This is a genomic window from Dactylosporangium sp. CS-033363 (genome assembly GCF_050942475.1).
Classification (GTDB): Bacteria; Actinomycetota; Actinomycetes; order Mycobacteriales; family Micromonosporaceae; genus Dactylosporangium.
The window spans coordinates 7,215,578-7,229,278 of sequence record NZ_CP192032.1 but is presented as its reverse complement, the minus strand read 5'-3'; the positions used below and the strand labels follow the sequence as shown (position 1 = coordinate 7,229,278).

Below are 13,701 nucleotides of genomic sequence, written 5' to 3'. Positions count from 1 at the left end.
GGCGCCGGCGAGATCGAAGCCGGCGAGGTCAAAGCGAGCGAGGGCTGAGCGGGCGCATTCGGCAGCGGCCGAGGTCGAAGCCGGTGAGGGCTAAGTGGGTGAGGGCCAACTGGGCGAGCGGTAAGTGGGCGAGCGCTAAGTGGGTGAGGGCTAAGTGGGCGAGCGGTAAGCCGGTGAGGGGCAAGCCGGCGTCGTCGAAGGCCGGTGGGGGCGAGACCGGCGAGGTCACCACCAGCCCTGGCGCTTCGCCCAGCCCAGCAGGGTCGCCGACATGACGGCCATCAGCAGCAGGACCGCGATCAGGTGCGACGTCTGGGTGTGGTCGCTGACGATGAGGTTCATGCCGTAGACCGACGAGAGCGCCGTGATCGGCAGCGTGATGGCCGCGATCACCGCCAGCCGCTCCGCCGCGATGGTCATCTTGGTGTCGGTGCGGGCCTTGTAGTACTCGATGACGCCCTGCAGGTACTCCCGCTCGCCGTCGGCCACGCTGCGGACCCGGCCGAACTGGTCGACGACGTCCGTGATGAGGTGCTGGGCGTCGGGGGTGAGGCCGCGCGGCAGGGTGGCCATCCGGCCGTAGATCGCGCCGGACAGCGTGGCCATCGTGCGGACCGCCAGCAGGCCGTGCCGGGCCTGGAACAGCTCCTCCAGGAACTGCTCCGGGTTGCCCAGATGGCCCGCCGTCACCCGCTGCTCCAGCCGCCACACCTCGGCCGTCACGTCCTCGACCATGGTCTCCTGCAGGCGGCTGATGGCCGAGACGACCGCGTACGACAGCTCGAACGCCGTGGCGGGGGAGAAGCGACCCGCCTCGATGCGGCGCAGCACGTCGCGGGTCTGGCGCAGCGGCACGTCGGGCGGGACCGCGGGGTTCACCGGGCCGTGGACCGTCACGAGGTACCGCGCCCCGATGAACTGGTCGAGCTCGACATAGTGGACGTGGCCGCGCGCGCCGAAGTGCGGGGCGTGGATGATGACGAAGACGTGGTCGGCGTACGGGTGGATCTTCGGGACCCGGTTGCGCACGGCCGCGTCGCGCAGGGCGAGCGGATGGAAGCCGAACGCCTCCTTGAGCACGGCGGCCGCGGCCGGGTCGCAGGTGGCGATGTCGACCCAGACGATGCCGTCCTCGCGGGCCAGCAGCGCCGGCAGCTCGTCCTCGGTGTGCGTGGTGACCCCGCCGGGCAGGATCAGCCGGACCTCCATGCGGCGAAGCATGCCAGCCCGCCACGTCACCCGCCAGTGGCCGCGAATGAACAGCGGGTCGCGGGTACGGCCTGCTGGCGGTACCAGAGACAGAACATCAGCACCGTCCAGACCTTGCGCGAATGGTCGGGGCCGCCCCGCCGGTGCGCGGCCAGCAGGCGCTGCACGTGCGCGATGTCGATGAGGTGGTCGACGTCGGCCGCGGCCAGCACGTCGCCCGCCCACTCGCCGATCCGGCCGCGCAGCCACACCCGGGTCGGGGTCGGGAAGCCGAGCTTGCGCCGGGTCACCACCGCCTCCGGGAGCAGGCCGCGGACCGCCTCGCGCAGGGCCGTCTTGGTCGCCTCCGGGCTCAGCTTCAGCTCCGGGCCGAGCGAGGCCGCCACCTGCCAGACCGCCCGGTCCAGGAACGGCACGCGCAGCTCGAGGGAGTGCGCCATCGACATCCGGTCGGCCTTGGTCAGGATGTCGCCGGGCAGCCAGGTGTGCAGGTCGACGTACTGCATCGCGCTGACGTCGTCGAGCCCGGCCGCCGCGCGGTACAGCGGATCCGTCACCGCCGTGTGCGGCTCGGCCGGGCCGCGCAGCAGCAGCGCCTTCTCCGCCGGGCCGAAGATGCGGGCGTTGCCGTAGTACCGCTCGCCGATCGGCGTCGTCGCCCGCTCCAGGAAGCTCTTGCCGCGCACCCCCTCCGGCAGCACCCCGGCGACCGCGCGCAGCCCGCGGCGCACCGGGTCGGGCAGGCCCGCGACCCGGGCCAGGGCGTGCGGCTCGCGATAGATCTCGTAGCCGCCGAACAGCTCGTCGGCCCCCTCGCCGGACAGCACCACGGTGACGTCGCGGGCGGCGGCGCGGCACAGGAAGTACAAGGGAACGATCGCGGGATCGGCGACCGGATCGTCCAGGTGCCACACGATGCGGGGCAGCGCCTCGATCACGTCGTCGTCGCGGACCAGCGTGGCGGTGAGCGGCACCCCGAGCGCCGCGGCGGTCTCGGCGGCGTGCTCGATCTCGCTGTACCGCGGGTCGTCGAAGCCCGCCGTGTACGCGCGCAGCCCCGGGTGGCGTTCCCGCGCGAGCGCGACGACGGCGCTGGAGTCCACGCCGCTGGACAGGAACGCCCCGACCGGCACCTCGGCCTGCAGGTGCGCGTGCACGCTGTCGCGCAGGGCGTCCCGGATCGCGGCCACCGCCTCGGCGGCCGGGCGGGGGGCGGGGCGCAGGGCCGGCTCGAAGTACCGGCGGATCACCGGCGGATCGCCCGCCCGGCACGTCAGCGTGTGGCCCGCGGGGAGCCGGTGGATGGCCGGGTGCAGGGTCGCGGGCTCCGGGACGTACTGCAGCGTCAGGTAGTGCGACAGCGCCGCCGTGCCGATCCGGGCCGCCCCGCCGGCGAAGGGCAGCAGCGCCTTCTTCTCGCTGGCCAGGTAGAGGCCCTCGGGTGCGCGCAGCCAGTACAGGGGCTTGATGCCGAACGGGTCGCGCAGGGCGAGCAGGGTTCCGGTGGCGGCGTCGTACAGTACCGCCGCGAACATCCCCCGCAGCCGATGGACCGCGCCCGGCCCCCAGTAATGCAACGCCGCCGCCAGGACCTCCGCCTCCCCCTCGGTGGCGAAGACCGCGCCGTGCTCGGCGATGAGCGCGGCCCGCAGCTGCCGGAAGTTGTAGAGCTCGCCGTTGAAGACAACAGTCCAGCGTCCCTGGTACCGCAAGGGCTGATGGCTGTGCGCCCGGTCGACGATGGCCAGGCGCGTGAAGCCGAACCACGCACCGCCGGCGTCGGCCTGCGCCGTCTCGTCGGGGCCGCGATGGCGGAGGCGGTCGAGGGCGGCGGCGAGGGCGGGGGCGTCGGCCGTACCGTCGGAGCTGAGCAACACCAGAAGACCACACATGCCGGTGGACGGTAGGAACCGCGCTGTTGGGAACCGATGAAGAACCGGTTGCCGGATCGAAACCCGAACCCGATCTCGCAGGTTCCTCACATTCGCCGGGTCACAATGGCCGGGATGAGCGCGCGAATCCTGGTCGCCGACGACGACCCGAAGCAGGCCGAGCTGATCCGGCTGTACCTCGAGCGCGACGGGCACAGCGTGCTCACCGTCCACAACGGCCGGGCCGCCCTGGAGCAGTGCCGCTCCCGCAAGCCGGACCTGCTCGTCCTCGACGTGATGATGCCGCAGGTCGACGGCCTCGACGTGTGCCGCATCCTGCGGGCCGAGTCCGGCGTGGCGATCCTGCTCGTCACCGCCCGCTCCACCGAGGACGACCTGCTGCTCGGCCTGGACCTCGGCGCCGACGACTACATGACCAAGCCGGTCAGCCCGCGCGAGCTGGCCGCCCGGGTCCGCGCCCTGCTGCGCCGCTCCGGCATCGGCAGCCCCGGCCACCAGCGCGTGCTCACCGTCGGTGACCTCGTCGTCGACGCCGGCCGCTTCGAGGTCCGGGTGGCCGGCGAGACCGTGGTGCTCACCGCGAAGGAGTTCGGCATCCTGGAGCTGCTCGCCGGCGACCCCGGCCGCGTCTTCACCCGCGGCGAGATCATCAACCGGGTGTTCGGCTTCGAGCGCGACGTGTCCGAGCGCACCGTGGACGCGCACGTCGTCAACCTGCGCCGCAAGCTCGAGGCGGAGCCGATTTCGCCACGGTACGTCCAGACGGTCTACGGCCGCGGCTACCGCCTCGCCGAGCAGGCATGAGCTTCCGCCTGCGGGTCTTCCTGCTGACGCTGGTCGTCGCGGTGGTGGCGACGGGCGCGACGGCCTGGCTGAGCCTGCGGCTCTCGGCCCAGCAGATCGCGCACACGCAGCAGGAGGCGACCCGGCACGTCGCCGACATCGCCGAGACCGTCCGCGCCTACGCCCGCCGGCACGGCACCTGGGCCGGCGTCTCCGACCGGGTGGCCCTGCTCGCCGCCGACAACAAGCAGCGGATCCGGCTGGTCAACCTGTACGGGCAGGTCACCGTCGACACCGACACCCTCGCCAACCGCGCCGCCCGCCCGGTCGTCAGCCCGCCGACCCTGATCAACCCGCGCCCCGCCCTCGCCCTGGACGCGACGGCGGCCGAGCGCGCGGGCGGCAAGATCGACGCGGTGATCCTGGACGAGCTGACCCGGTACCGCCGCAGCGTCGTCTACGCCGGCTGCGTGACCGACAACGGCGGCGATCCGCCGCCGGTCAGCCCGGACGCCTACGGGGTGCCGTTCCCCGCCCTGAACACCGAGCAGAACCCGGACTGCACGCGACGGGCCGACGACACCCAGCAGTACGCCCGCGACGCCGACCTCGCCGCCGTCTCCGGCTGCCACGCCGCGTCCAACCACATCTCCTGCCTCATCCAGGCGTTCGGCGACCGCGTCGACACGTTCGCCCCCGAGCCCCTGCAGCTCTTCCTCGGTGCCGTCGACGACGACCCGGTGACCCTGCTCGGCCGCCCCCTGGCCGCGTCGATCGGGGCGGTGCTGGTGCTGTCCGTGATCGGTACCGCCCTGGTCGCCCGGCACATGGCCCGCCCGCTGCGCTCCCTGACCGCCGCCTCCCGCCGCCTGGCCGCCGGGCACCTCGACACCCGCGTCCGCACCACCGGCCGCGACGAGGTCGGCGAGCTGTCCCGCTCCTTCAACCGGATGGCCGCCGCGCTGGAGGGCGCCGAGACCGCCCAGCGCCGCCTCCTGGCCGGCGTCGCCCACGAACTGCGCACCCCGATGTCCAACGTGCTCGGCTACCTGGAGGCCCTGCAGGACGGCGTGGTCCCCGCCTCGCGGGAGCTGTTCGGCTCCCTGCACGAGGAGGTCCTGCTGCAGCGGCGCATCCTCGACGACCTGCAGGACCTGACCCTGGCCGAGTCGGGCCACCTGGCGTACCGGCGCACGGACTTCGACCTGGCCGACCTGGTCGAGGCGGGCCGGGTGGCCCACCTGGCCGTGGCCGAGGCCGGCCGCGTCCGCCTGACCGCCGAGGCGACGGGTCCGCTGCCGGTGCACGGCGACCAGGACCGGCTGCGGCAGGTGCTCGGCAACCTGGTCACCAACGCGCTGCGCTACACCGACCCGGGCGGGGCGGTCCTGCTGCGCGCCTTCCCCGCGGGCGGCCGCGCGATCCTCGAGGTGCGGGACACGGGATGCGGGATCGCGGCGGAGGACCTGCCGTTCGTGTTCCAGCGCTTCTGGCGCGCCGACCCGGCCCGCGACCGCGAGACGGGCGGCAGCGGGCTGGGCCTGACCATCGCCCGGCAGATCGTCCTGGACCACGCCGGCACCATCGACGTGACCAGCACGCCGGGCCGCGGCTCCACGTTCCGCGTGACGTTCCCGCTACAGGTCGATGTGTGAGCCCATGATGACGGTGCGGTCGCGGGGCAGGCCGAAGTGCTCGGCGGCGTCGGCGGTGATGTACGACGTGGCGATGAACAGCCGCTTGCGCCAGCCGGCCATGCTCGGGTCGTCGCCGCGGCGCAGCTCGATCTTGGACAGGAAGTAGGAGGCCTGGCCCAGTTGCAGTTCGCCCTCGGTGCGGGCCGGGTCGAGCAGGCGCAGGGCGGCCGGGAGGTTCTGGGGGTCCATGTAGCCGAAGCGGACCGTCACGTGGACGATGCCGTCGTCGGCGTACCCGAGCTCGTCGACGGTGATGCGCTCCTCGTCGGGAACGCGGGGTACCGGCTGGGTCTCGATCGACAGGATCAGCACGTGCACGTGGCGGACGTGGTTGTGCTCGACGTTGGCCCGCATCGCCAGGGGCGTGGTCTCCTTGCCGCGGTTGAGGAAGACCGACGTGCCGGGGACCACCCGGGTCAGGCTCGGGTCGGTGCGCAGCCGGTCGACGAACTCGCGCAGCGAACCCTCCTCGCGCTTGCGCTGCGCGGTGACGATCGCCCGGCCCTTCTGCCAGGTGGTCATCACCGTGAACGCGGTCAGGGCGATGAGCAGCGGGAGCCAGGCGCCGTGGATGAGCTTGGTGAGGTTCGCCGCGACGAAGAGCAGGTCGAAGGCGAGCAGGAGGCCGCCGCCGCAGTACAGCAGCCAGACCGGGGTCTTCGGCCAGATCCGGTGGGCGACGTAGAAGAACATCAGGGTCGCGATCGTGATGGTGCCCGTGACCGCCATGCCGTAGGCGTAGGCCAGTGCGGCCGAGCCGCGGAACGCGAACACCAGGGTGAGCACGGAGACCATGAGCAGCCAGTTGATCCAGGGCACGTAGATCTGCCCGATCTGTTCGGCCGAGGTGTGCGCGACCCGCAGCCGCGGCAGGTAGCCGAGCTGGGCGGCCTGCGACGCGACCGAGTAGGCGCCGGTGATGACGGCCTGGGCGGCGATCACCGTGGCCGCGGTGGCCAGCAGTACCAGCGGCAGGCGCAGCCAGGACGGCACGAGCAGGAAGAACGGGCCGGCGACGTTGGCCGGGTCGTCGAGGACCAGCGCGGCCTGGCCGAGGTAGCTCAGCGTGCAGGCGGGCAGGACCAGCCACAGCCAGCCGAACGCGATGGCCCGGCGGCCGAAGTGGCCCATGTCGGCGTACAGCGCCTCGGCCCCCGTCACCGACAGCACGATCGCGGCGAGCGAGAAGAACGCGATGCCGAAGTGGCCGGCCAGGAACTCCACCGCGTAGGTCGGCGAGAGGGCCTTGAGGATCGCCGCGTGCCGGGTGATGCCGGCGATGCCGAACCCGCCGATGGTCACGAACCAGAGGATCATGATCGGCCCGAAGATCCGCCCGACCGCCGCGGTACCGCGCCGCTGCACGAGGAACAGCACGATGATGATGACCGCGGTGATCGGGACGACGAACTCGCCCAGCGACGGCTGGACGATCTTGAGGCCCTCGACCGCGCTCAGCACCGAGATGGCCGGGGTGATCATGCTGTCGCCGAAGAACAGCGAGGCGCCGAAGATGCCCAGCGCGGCCAGGAACATCGCGGTCTTGCGGCCCTCCCGGCCGGCCCGGCGGCGCAGCAGCGTGATGAGGGCCATGATGCCGCCCTCGCCGTCGTTGTCGGCCCGCATCGCGAGGAGGATGTACGTGACGGTCACGATGATCATCACGGACCAGAAGATCGTGGAGACCACGCCGTACACGTTGGCGTCGCTGACCGGCACCGGATGCGGGTCGTCGGGGTTGAACACGGTCTGCAGCGTGTAGATCGGGCTCGTGCCGATGTCGCCGAAGACGACCCCGAGCGCGCCGACGACCAGCCCCGCGCTGAGTCCCTGCTGACGTCCGCTCACGCCGTGGAAACCCCCTCGCGACCCAGTATGGGTCCCAAGGGGGTACCTTCGGCGCATTTCGTCTCAGATGATCACGCGGGCCAGCTCGGTGCGCGACCGCACGCCGAGCCGCACGAAGATGTTCCGCAGGTGGTGATCGACGGTCCGCGGGCTGACGAACAGCGCCGCGGCGATCTCCCGGTTGGTCTTCCCGCCCGCGACCAGCCGCGCGATCCGCGCCTGCTGCGCCGTGAGCGCCTGATCGTTCGCCGTCCCGGCGGGTTCGACATGATCCCCGGCCGCCCGCAGCTCGGCCGCGGCGCGGCGCACCCACGGCCCGGCGTCGTACTGCTCGAACGTGGCCAGCGCACTGCGCAGATGCTCCCGCGCCGCGGCCGGCCGGCGCCGCCGCCGAAGCTCCTCCCCGTAGAGCAGCTCGGTCCGCGCCCCGGGAAATGCGGAGTCCCCGGCCAGATGCAGCCGCAGCGCCTCCCGGAAGTGCGCATCGGCCTCGTCGTCCCCGGCCGCGAGCAGCCCGTGACACCGCTGCGACAGTGCCAGCCACGTCGGGTTCCCGGTGCTCCCGGCCCACACGTCATAGGCCGCCAGCACCTGCCGGGCGGGCCCGTGGTCCCCGGACCGCACGACCGCCTCCACGAGCGTCGGAATAGCCGGCACCTGTACTCCCAGATGCCCCCGCCCCACCGCGGTGCGCATGACCCCCCACAACCGCCCGGCGGCGTCCCCGTGCCGCCCTTCGGCCACGTCGACCAGCCCGGCCGCCCACACACACATCGCGCGGGCCTGACTGTCGATGTCCCCACCGGCCCGCGCCCGGCAGCGCCTGATCCACTGCCGGCAGGTGGTGGCGTCGCCGAGCATCCCGGCGATGACGGCGAGCAGCCCGCAGCAGTTGTCGGCCACGGCGTCCTGCCCGGTGGCCCCGGCGAGCCTGACCCCCTCGGCCGCGGTGGCGGCGGCGAGATCGAGATCCCCGAGCGCGAGGGCGGCGGTGGCGGCCGCTTCGTGCGCGAGCGGCTCGGTGGCCCGATCCCCGATCCCGCGCGCGAGCCTCGCCGCCCTGACCGCGAGCCGATGCGCATCCTCGTCCCGCCCGGCCACGATCCCGGCCCAGGCGGCGCGCACCAACGCCGGTGGATCGGCGGACTCGTCCTGGGTGGCGAGCGCGACCACCCGCCGCAGGGGCCCGGCGGCGCGGGCGGGCTCTCCGGCGTACCCGGCCGCCATCCCCGCAAAGTGCTCGAACAACATCTCCTCATGACCGGCGCCGATGGTCGCGGCGGCCGCCCGCAACGCCCCGGCACCGTCACCGGGACGCTCGTCGCTGGGCGCGGCGGCGTTGCCCGAGTGGCCAGCGGCCGAGTCGGCGTCGCTGGCGGTCGTCGCATTCCGGCGCGTCGTGCTGGCGGCGCTGGCGGCGCGAGCCGGTCCGCCGGTGGCCGTGGCGGTTGGCCGCGGTGGGTCGGCGGCGCTGGTGTGGTCGCTGGCGGGCGCGTCGTCGGGCGCGGCGGTGTGGCCGGGCTGGTCGGTGGCCGCGTTGGCGTCGCTGGCGGGCGTCGCGGATCGGCGTGGAGTGCGGGCGGTGCGAGCCGGCTCGTCGGTGCGCGTGGCGGTTGGGCGCAGCGGGCCGGTGTTGTCGGCCGCGTCGCTGGCGGGCGGCGGCATCCGGCGCGGCCGGGTTGTGGTGCGTGTGGGCTGATAGGTCGGCGTGGCGGTCGGGCCTGACGGTTGGGTGGCGTCATGCTCGGGCGTGGTGGTCTGGTCGGTGAAGCGGTCGAACGGCACCTCCTCCTCGGTTGTGGCGGGCGGCCAGATCTCGTCGGTTGGGGCGGTCGGGCCGCTGCGCAGGGCGAGGGCGCGCTCGGCCACCTCGGCGTAGCGGTCGTGGCGGCCGGACGCTCCCAGTGCCTCGCCGGCCAGCCAGAGGGCGCGCAGGGCCCTGCGGCCGGGGAGCCTCGCGGCCGCCGCCAGCAGGGTGTGGACGGCGTCGCCGTGGGCGCCGGTTCGCAGCTCCACCTCGCCCAGGAGGAGCTCGCGTTCGGCGTGCAGTGCTGGAGGGACCGCCGGCGAGAAGACGGTCCGCAGCAGGAGCCTTGCCCGGTAGGGCTCCCCACCTCGCCAGGCGAGCCTCGCCGCTCCCAACGTCCACGCCGCCGCCCGCGTGGGATCGCTGGTGAGTGACGCTGCCCGTTCCAGCGCTCTCACTGTCTCCGGCCCAGCGTAATGCGACCCCGGTGTCATCCAGGTGTCAACCGCCGCCGGGCCCCCGCCTCGGGCGATCGGGCCGGCCGCGTTGCCCGGGACGGCCTCGGCGGCCTGCGGGCTTGCGGTCCCGATGGGTGTGGCTCCCGCGTTGGGCTGCGGGTCGTGGGCGGTGACCTCGACGGACCGGACGGCGGCGGCGGCCTGGCGGAGGGCGGCCGAAGCGGATCGTTCGGGTGGTTCGGTGGCGAGCGCCGTGACGGTGTCGCCGGGGTCGAGGGCCGTGGCCGCCAGCTCCGCCGCCAAGGCATCGTCCGGCCCCGTGGCGGTCGCCGCGCGGTGCAGGGCGGCCGTCCGGCGGTCGGCGACCAGGGCGGCCAGGCGGTGGTGGGCGGCGTGGCGCTCCGCCAGTCCCGCCTCCGCGTACACGGTTTCGGCGAACAGCGGCGGCACGAATCGCACCCGTCCGCCCTCGACCAGCACCAGCTCCGCCCGCTCCGCCGGGGCCAGGTCGGCTGCCGGGTGGCCCGCCGCGAGCAGCAACGCCGCCGGGCACGTCGTCCCGCCGGAGGTCTCCCGGGCGGCCGCGGCGGCCAGGACCAGCACCCGGCGCGTGTCCGGTGGCAAGGTGCGCAGCAGCACCCGGTACTCCCGGCGCAGGGCGCTGTCCCGCGGCGGGGTCGACGGCGGTGCAGCCTCGCCCAGTCGTTGTTCCACGCTCAGGGCCGAGGCCAGCTCCGCCAGCGCCCGCGGGTTGCCGCCCGCCCGCGCGGCCAGGACGCCGGCCACGTCGCCGGCGAGGTCGGGGGCGAGGTCGCCGAGGACGTACCGGCTGTCGCGGGCATCCAGGGGGAGCAACTGCCGCCGGGGGAGGCCCGACAGCGCGGTCTCCGCCACGGTGCAGCCGGGCGTGTCGCGCAGGGCGAGGACCACCAGCACCCGGGAACCCGTGGCCCGCCGCGCGGCCATGGCCAGGGCGTCCAGCGACGCCTGGTCGAGGGCGTGCGCGTCGTCGACCAGCGCGACCACCGGCCCCGGACGGGCCAGATCCCGCAACACGGCCAGCACGGCCAGACCCGCGGCCAAGCGGTCCACGCCCAAGCCAGCGCCCGAGCCCACGCCCGAGCCCACGCCCGAGCCCACGCCCGAGCCCACGCCCGAGCCCACGCCCGAGCCCACGCCCGAGCCCACGCCCACGCCCGCAAGCGAGCCCGTAAGCGAGCCCGTAAGCGAGCCCGTAAGCGAGCCCGCGGACAGGCGGTCGAGCCGATGCGGCGGGTACGGCACCCCCGCGAACAGCCGATGCAACCCGGCCAGCGGCAGCGCCGATTCCGCGTGGCAGCCCGTGACCGCCAGTACGAGCGCGTCGGCCGGGGCGAAGGCGGACAGCAGCGCGGTGCGGCCGATGCCCGGCGGGCCGGTCAGGACCAGGGCGCCGCCGGGACCCGAGGCGGCGGCGCGCAGGGCCGCCAGGTCGTCGTCGCGGCCCCGGAGGCGAACTTTCTGCACGGTCGATGCAACAACCATGCCGCTCAGTGTTACGCGCGAGTAACGCCCAGCGGAAGGGCGGGTGCGTTATTGCACGTGGAGGACCTTCTCCACGCGGGCCAGGCGGAGCGTCCGGGTGACGCGAGGGCCGGGGGCGCGCAGGGTGAGCCGGCCACCCGCGGCGAACATCCTCCGGTGTACGTCCAGCAGCATCCCGATCGCCGCCGCGTCCACGAAGGGGCATTCCCGCAGGTCCACCACGAGATCAGCGGGATTCAGGTCGGCGGCCTCGTGCAGGAGGGCGGCGAATCGCGGTACCGATGCCGCATCGAGCTCCTCGGTGATCAGGATCTCGATCGTCGGAGTGGCCTGGTCGGCCGTTCCTGAAATCATGGTGGTCTCCCGTCGGTCAGGCTCACCACTTCAGCGTTCGTTTTCCATGTGGCGAAACCTTCCCCGCTGCGTGACGGTTGTGTGACTTCGGCGAAACCGGCCGCCACCAGGGCGGGATCAATTCGTCGGAAGGGCCGGGCGGGCGGCATGATGCCTGGTATGGCAGGCGTGCTGGTGATCGAGGACGACGACCGGATCCGGCTCTCGCTGGCGCTGGCGCTGGAGGACGAGGGGTACAGCGTCCGCGGTGCGGCAAGCGCGGAGGAGGGACTGGTCGCGCAGCGGGAGGACCCCGCCGACACCGTGCTGGTCGACCTGATGCTGCCGGGCGTCGACGGGTTCGAGTGCATCCGGCAGCTGCGCCGCGGCGACGACGTGCCCATCGTGGTGATCAGCGCGCGCGACGACACCCACGACATCGTGGCCGCGCTCGAGGCCGGGGCGGACGACTACCTGGTCAAGCCGGTGGCGGTGAAGGAGCTCTCGGCCCGGCTGCGGGCGCTGCGCCGGCGGGGGCGCACGGTGCACGCGATGTCCAGCATGGTCTTCGGCGACATGGAGATCCTCCCGGAGGCGGGCGAGGTGCGCATCGGCGGCGAGGCGGTCGCGGTCACCCGCACCGAGTTCCGGCTGCTGTGCGAGCTGGCCGAGCACGCCGGGCAGGTGCTGAGCCGCCAGCAGCTGCTGCAGCGGGTGTGGGAGTACGAGATCGGCGACGAGCGGCTGGTCGACGTGCACGTGGGGCGGCTGCGGCAGAAGATCGAGACGGACTCCAAGCAGCCGCGGTACCTCGTGACCGTCCGCGGCATGGGCTACAAGCTGCAGCGATGAGGCGGATCCGGGGAAGGCTGGGGCTGCGCACCCGGGTGGCGGCCGGGTTCGCCGCCGGGGCGCTGACCCTGTCCGCGTCGATGGCGCTGGTGTCCTACGAGGTCACCCGGGGCGAGCTGATCAGCGGGCGGGAGCGGCAGGCGGTACGGTCGGCGACGTTCGACGCGCGGGTCGTGGCGGCCGGGCTGAACACCGAGCACCCCGACTTCTCCGGCATGCTGCGCAGCCTCGACACCGGCGGCAACCGGCGGGTGCTCGTGTTCCACCTCGGCCACTGGTACGCGCGCACCGCCGACAACGGCGCCTCGGCCGCGGTGCCGCAGAGCCTGCAGCGCCTCGTCGCCGACCACGGCCAGGGCATCCAGCGGGTCCGGGTGGACGGGGCCCCGGTCGTGATCGTGGGCATCCTGCTGACGCCGGCGACAGCGGTGTACGAGATCGACTATCTGCGCGAGCTGGACCAGACGCTGCGCACCATCGGATGGGTGCTGATCCTGGTCGCGTCGGCGGTCGCCGCGGCGGGGGCGGTCCTGGGCTGGTACGCCACCCGCTACGTCCTGCGCCCCCTGCGCTCGGTCGCGGCCGCCGCCCAGGGCATCAGCGCCGGGGACCTCGGCGCGCGCCTCGACCCGGCCACCGACCCGGACCTCGAACCGCTCTCGACGTCGTTCAACGAGATGGTCGACCAGCTGTCCCGGCGCATCGAGAAGGACCGCCGCTTCGCCGCCGACGTCAGCCACGAGCTGCGCTCACCGCTGCAGACCCTGGCCGCCTCGGCGAGCGTGCTGGAGCGCCGCCGGGACTCCCTCGACGAGCGCACGGCGATGGCGGCCGGGCTGGTCGTGGCCGAGCTGGAACGGTTCCAGCAGCTCGTCGACGACCTGCTCGAACTGTCCCGCGGCGACCTGCCGGCCCAGCTCAGCCCGGTCGACGTCGGCGAGTTGGCCCGCCGCGCGGTGCAGGGCCGCGGCCTGGACCCCGCGATCATCGAGGCCGGCGGCGGGGACCTGCGCTGGACCGTCGACCGGCGCCGCCTGGAGCAGGTGCTCGTGAACCTGCTCGACAACGCGGTCACGCACGGCGGCGGCCCGGTGGCGCTGCGGCTGGCGACCGACGGGGCCGACGGGATCATCGAGGTCGACGACGACGGCCCGGGCGTGAACCCGGCCGACCGCGCGACGATCTTCGACCGGTTCGTGCGGGGGCGCTCGGCCGGCGCCCGCGGCAACGACACCGGCACGGGGCTGGGCCTGTCCCTCGTCGCGCAGCACGTCACCGCGCACGGGGGCCGGGTGCACGCGCTGGACCGGCCCGGAGGCGGCGCGCGGTTCCGGATCGAGCTTCCGGGGGTACGGTGA

At 73.8% G+C, this 13,701-nt stretch carries 9 protein-coding genes; 4 read left to right on the top strand and 5 right to left on the bottom strand.

Annotation, left to right across the window (positions count from 1 at the left end; translation table 11 throughout):
* Window positions 1-225: 225 nt before the first annotated feature.
* Together ACQPZ4_RS33390 and asnB are read right to left on the bottom strand one after the other, a co-directional pair.
* On the bottom strand, window positions 226-1,209 hold the full coding sequence (locus tag ACQPZ4_RS33390) for a magnesium transporter CorA family protein (RefSeq protein ID WP_433044511.1): 984 nt from the start codon (window positions 1,207-1,209) through the stop codon (window positions 226-228).
* Between the two features lie 26 nt (window positions 1,210-1,235).
* Window positions 1,236-3,101: an asparagine synthase (glutamine-hydrolyzing) gene (asnB, locus tag ACQPZ4_RS33385; RefSeq protein ID WP_433044508.1), complete on the bottom strand. Its 1,866-nt coding sequence runs from the start codon at window positions 3,099-3,101 to the stop codon at window positions 1,236-1,238.
* A 105-nt stretch (window positions 3,102-3,206) separates the two neighbouring features.
* On the opposite strand from asnB, the gene ACQPZ4_RS33380 reads away from it, so the two are divergent.
* Together ACQPZ4_RS33380 and ACQPZ4_RS33375 are read left to right on the top strand one after the other, a co-directional pair.
* Window positions 3,207-3,905 (top strand): response regulator transcription factor, encoded by a 699-nt coding sequence (locus ACQPZ4_RS33380; protein WP_433044505.1) that lies wholly within the window; start codon window positions 3,207-3,209, stop codon window positions 3,903-3,905.
* On the top strand, window positions 3,902-5,539 hold the full coding sequence (locus tag ACQPZ4_RS33375) for a sensor histidine kinase (protein WP_433044502.1): 1,638 nt from the start codon (window positions 3,902-3,904) through the stop codon (window positions 5,537-5,539). Before ACQPZ4_RS33380 ends, ACQPZ4_RS33375 begins: the two co-directional genes overlap by 4 nt.
* Here ACQPZ4_RS33375 and ACQPZ4_RS33370 read toward each other — a convergent pair.
* The 3 genes from ACQPZ4_RS33370 to ACQPZ4_RS33360 form a co-directional block, all read right to left on the bottom strand.
* Window positions 5,522-7,429, bottom strand: a complete 1,908-nt coding sequence (locus tag ACQPZ4_RS33370; RefSeq protein WP_433044499.1) for a potassium transporter Kup — start codon at window positions 7,427-7,429, stop codon at window positions 5,522-5,524. The two genes, ACQPZ4_RS33375 and ACQPZ4_RS33370, sit on opposite strands and share 18 nt — an antisense overlap.
* Before the next feature lie 63 nt (window positions 7,430-7,492).
* Window positions 7,493-11,158, bottom strand: a complete 3,666-nt coding sequence (locus tag ACQPZ4_RS33365) for a LuxR C-terminal-related transcriptional regulator (protein WP_433044496.1) — start codon at window positions 11,156-11,158, stop codon at window positions 7,493-7,495.
* Between the two features lie 48 nt (window positions 11,159-11,206).
* Window positions 11,207-11,512: an STAS domain-containing protein gene (locus ACQPZ4_RS33360; RefSeq protein WP_433044493.1), complete on the bottom strand. Its 306-nt coding sequence runs from the start codon at window positions 11,510-11,512 to the stop codon at window positions 11,207-11,209.
* A gap of 159 nt (window positions 11,513-11,671) precedes the next feature.
* Here ACQPZ4_RS33360 and ACQPZ4_RS33355 point away from each other — a divergent pair, with 159 nt between their 5' ends.
* The gene (locus ACQPZ4_RS33355) at window positions 11,672-12,343 is read left to right on the top strand and encodes a response regulator transcription factor (RefSeq protein WP_433044490.1); all 672 of its coding nucleotides are present in this window, start codon (window positions 11,672-11,674) and stop codon (window positions 12,341-12,343) included.
* Window positions 12,340-13,701 carry an ATP-binding protein gene (locus tag ACQPZ4_RS33350; protein WP_433044487.1) on the top strand — a complete coding sequence of 454 codons (1,362 nt, stop codon included), beginning with the start codon at window positions 12,340-12,342 and terminating at the stop codon, window positions 13,699-13,701. The genes ACQPZ4_RS33355 and ACQPZ4_RS33350 overlap by 4 nt, the downstream gene beginning before the upstream one ends.

Excerpts from the sequence above, each read along its gene's own strand:
- ACQPZ4_RS33355 (WP_433044490.1), top strand. The coding sequence starts at position 11,672 with ATGGCAGGCGTGCTGGTGATCGAGGACGACGACCGGATCCGGCTCTCG.
- ACQPZ4_RS33360 (WP_433044493.1), bottom strand. The coding sequence starts at position 11,512 with ATGATTTCAGGAACGGCCGACCAGGCCACTCCGACGATCGAGATCCTG.
- ACQPZ4_RS33375 (WP_433044502.1), top strand. The coding sequence starts at position 3,902 with ATGAGCTTCCGCCTGCGGGTCTTCCTGCTGACGCTGGTCGTCGCGGTG.
- ACQPZ4_RS33380 (WP_433044505.1), top strand. The coding sequence starts at position 3,207 with ATGGCCGGGATGAGCGCGCGAATCCTGGTCGCCGACGACGACCCGAAG.
- ACQPZ4_RS33390 (WP_433044511.1), bottom strand. The coding sequence starts at position 1,209 with ATGGAGGTCCGGCTGATCCTGCCCGGCGGGGTCACCACGCACACCGAG.
- ACQPZ4_RS33365 (WP_433044496.1), bottom strand. The coding sequence starts at position 11,158 with ATGGTTGTTGCATCGACCGTGCAGAAAGTTCGCCTCCGGGGCCGCGAC.
- ACQPZ4_RS33350 (WP_433044487.1), top strand. The coding sequence starts at position 12,340 with ATGAGGCGGATCCGGGGAAGGCTGGGGCTGCGCACCCGGGTGGCGGCC.
- asnB (WP_433044508.1), bottom strand. The coding sequence starts at position 3,101 with ATGTGTGGTCTTCTGGTGTTGCTCAGCTCCGACGGTACGGCCGACGCC.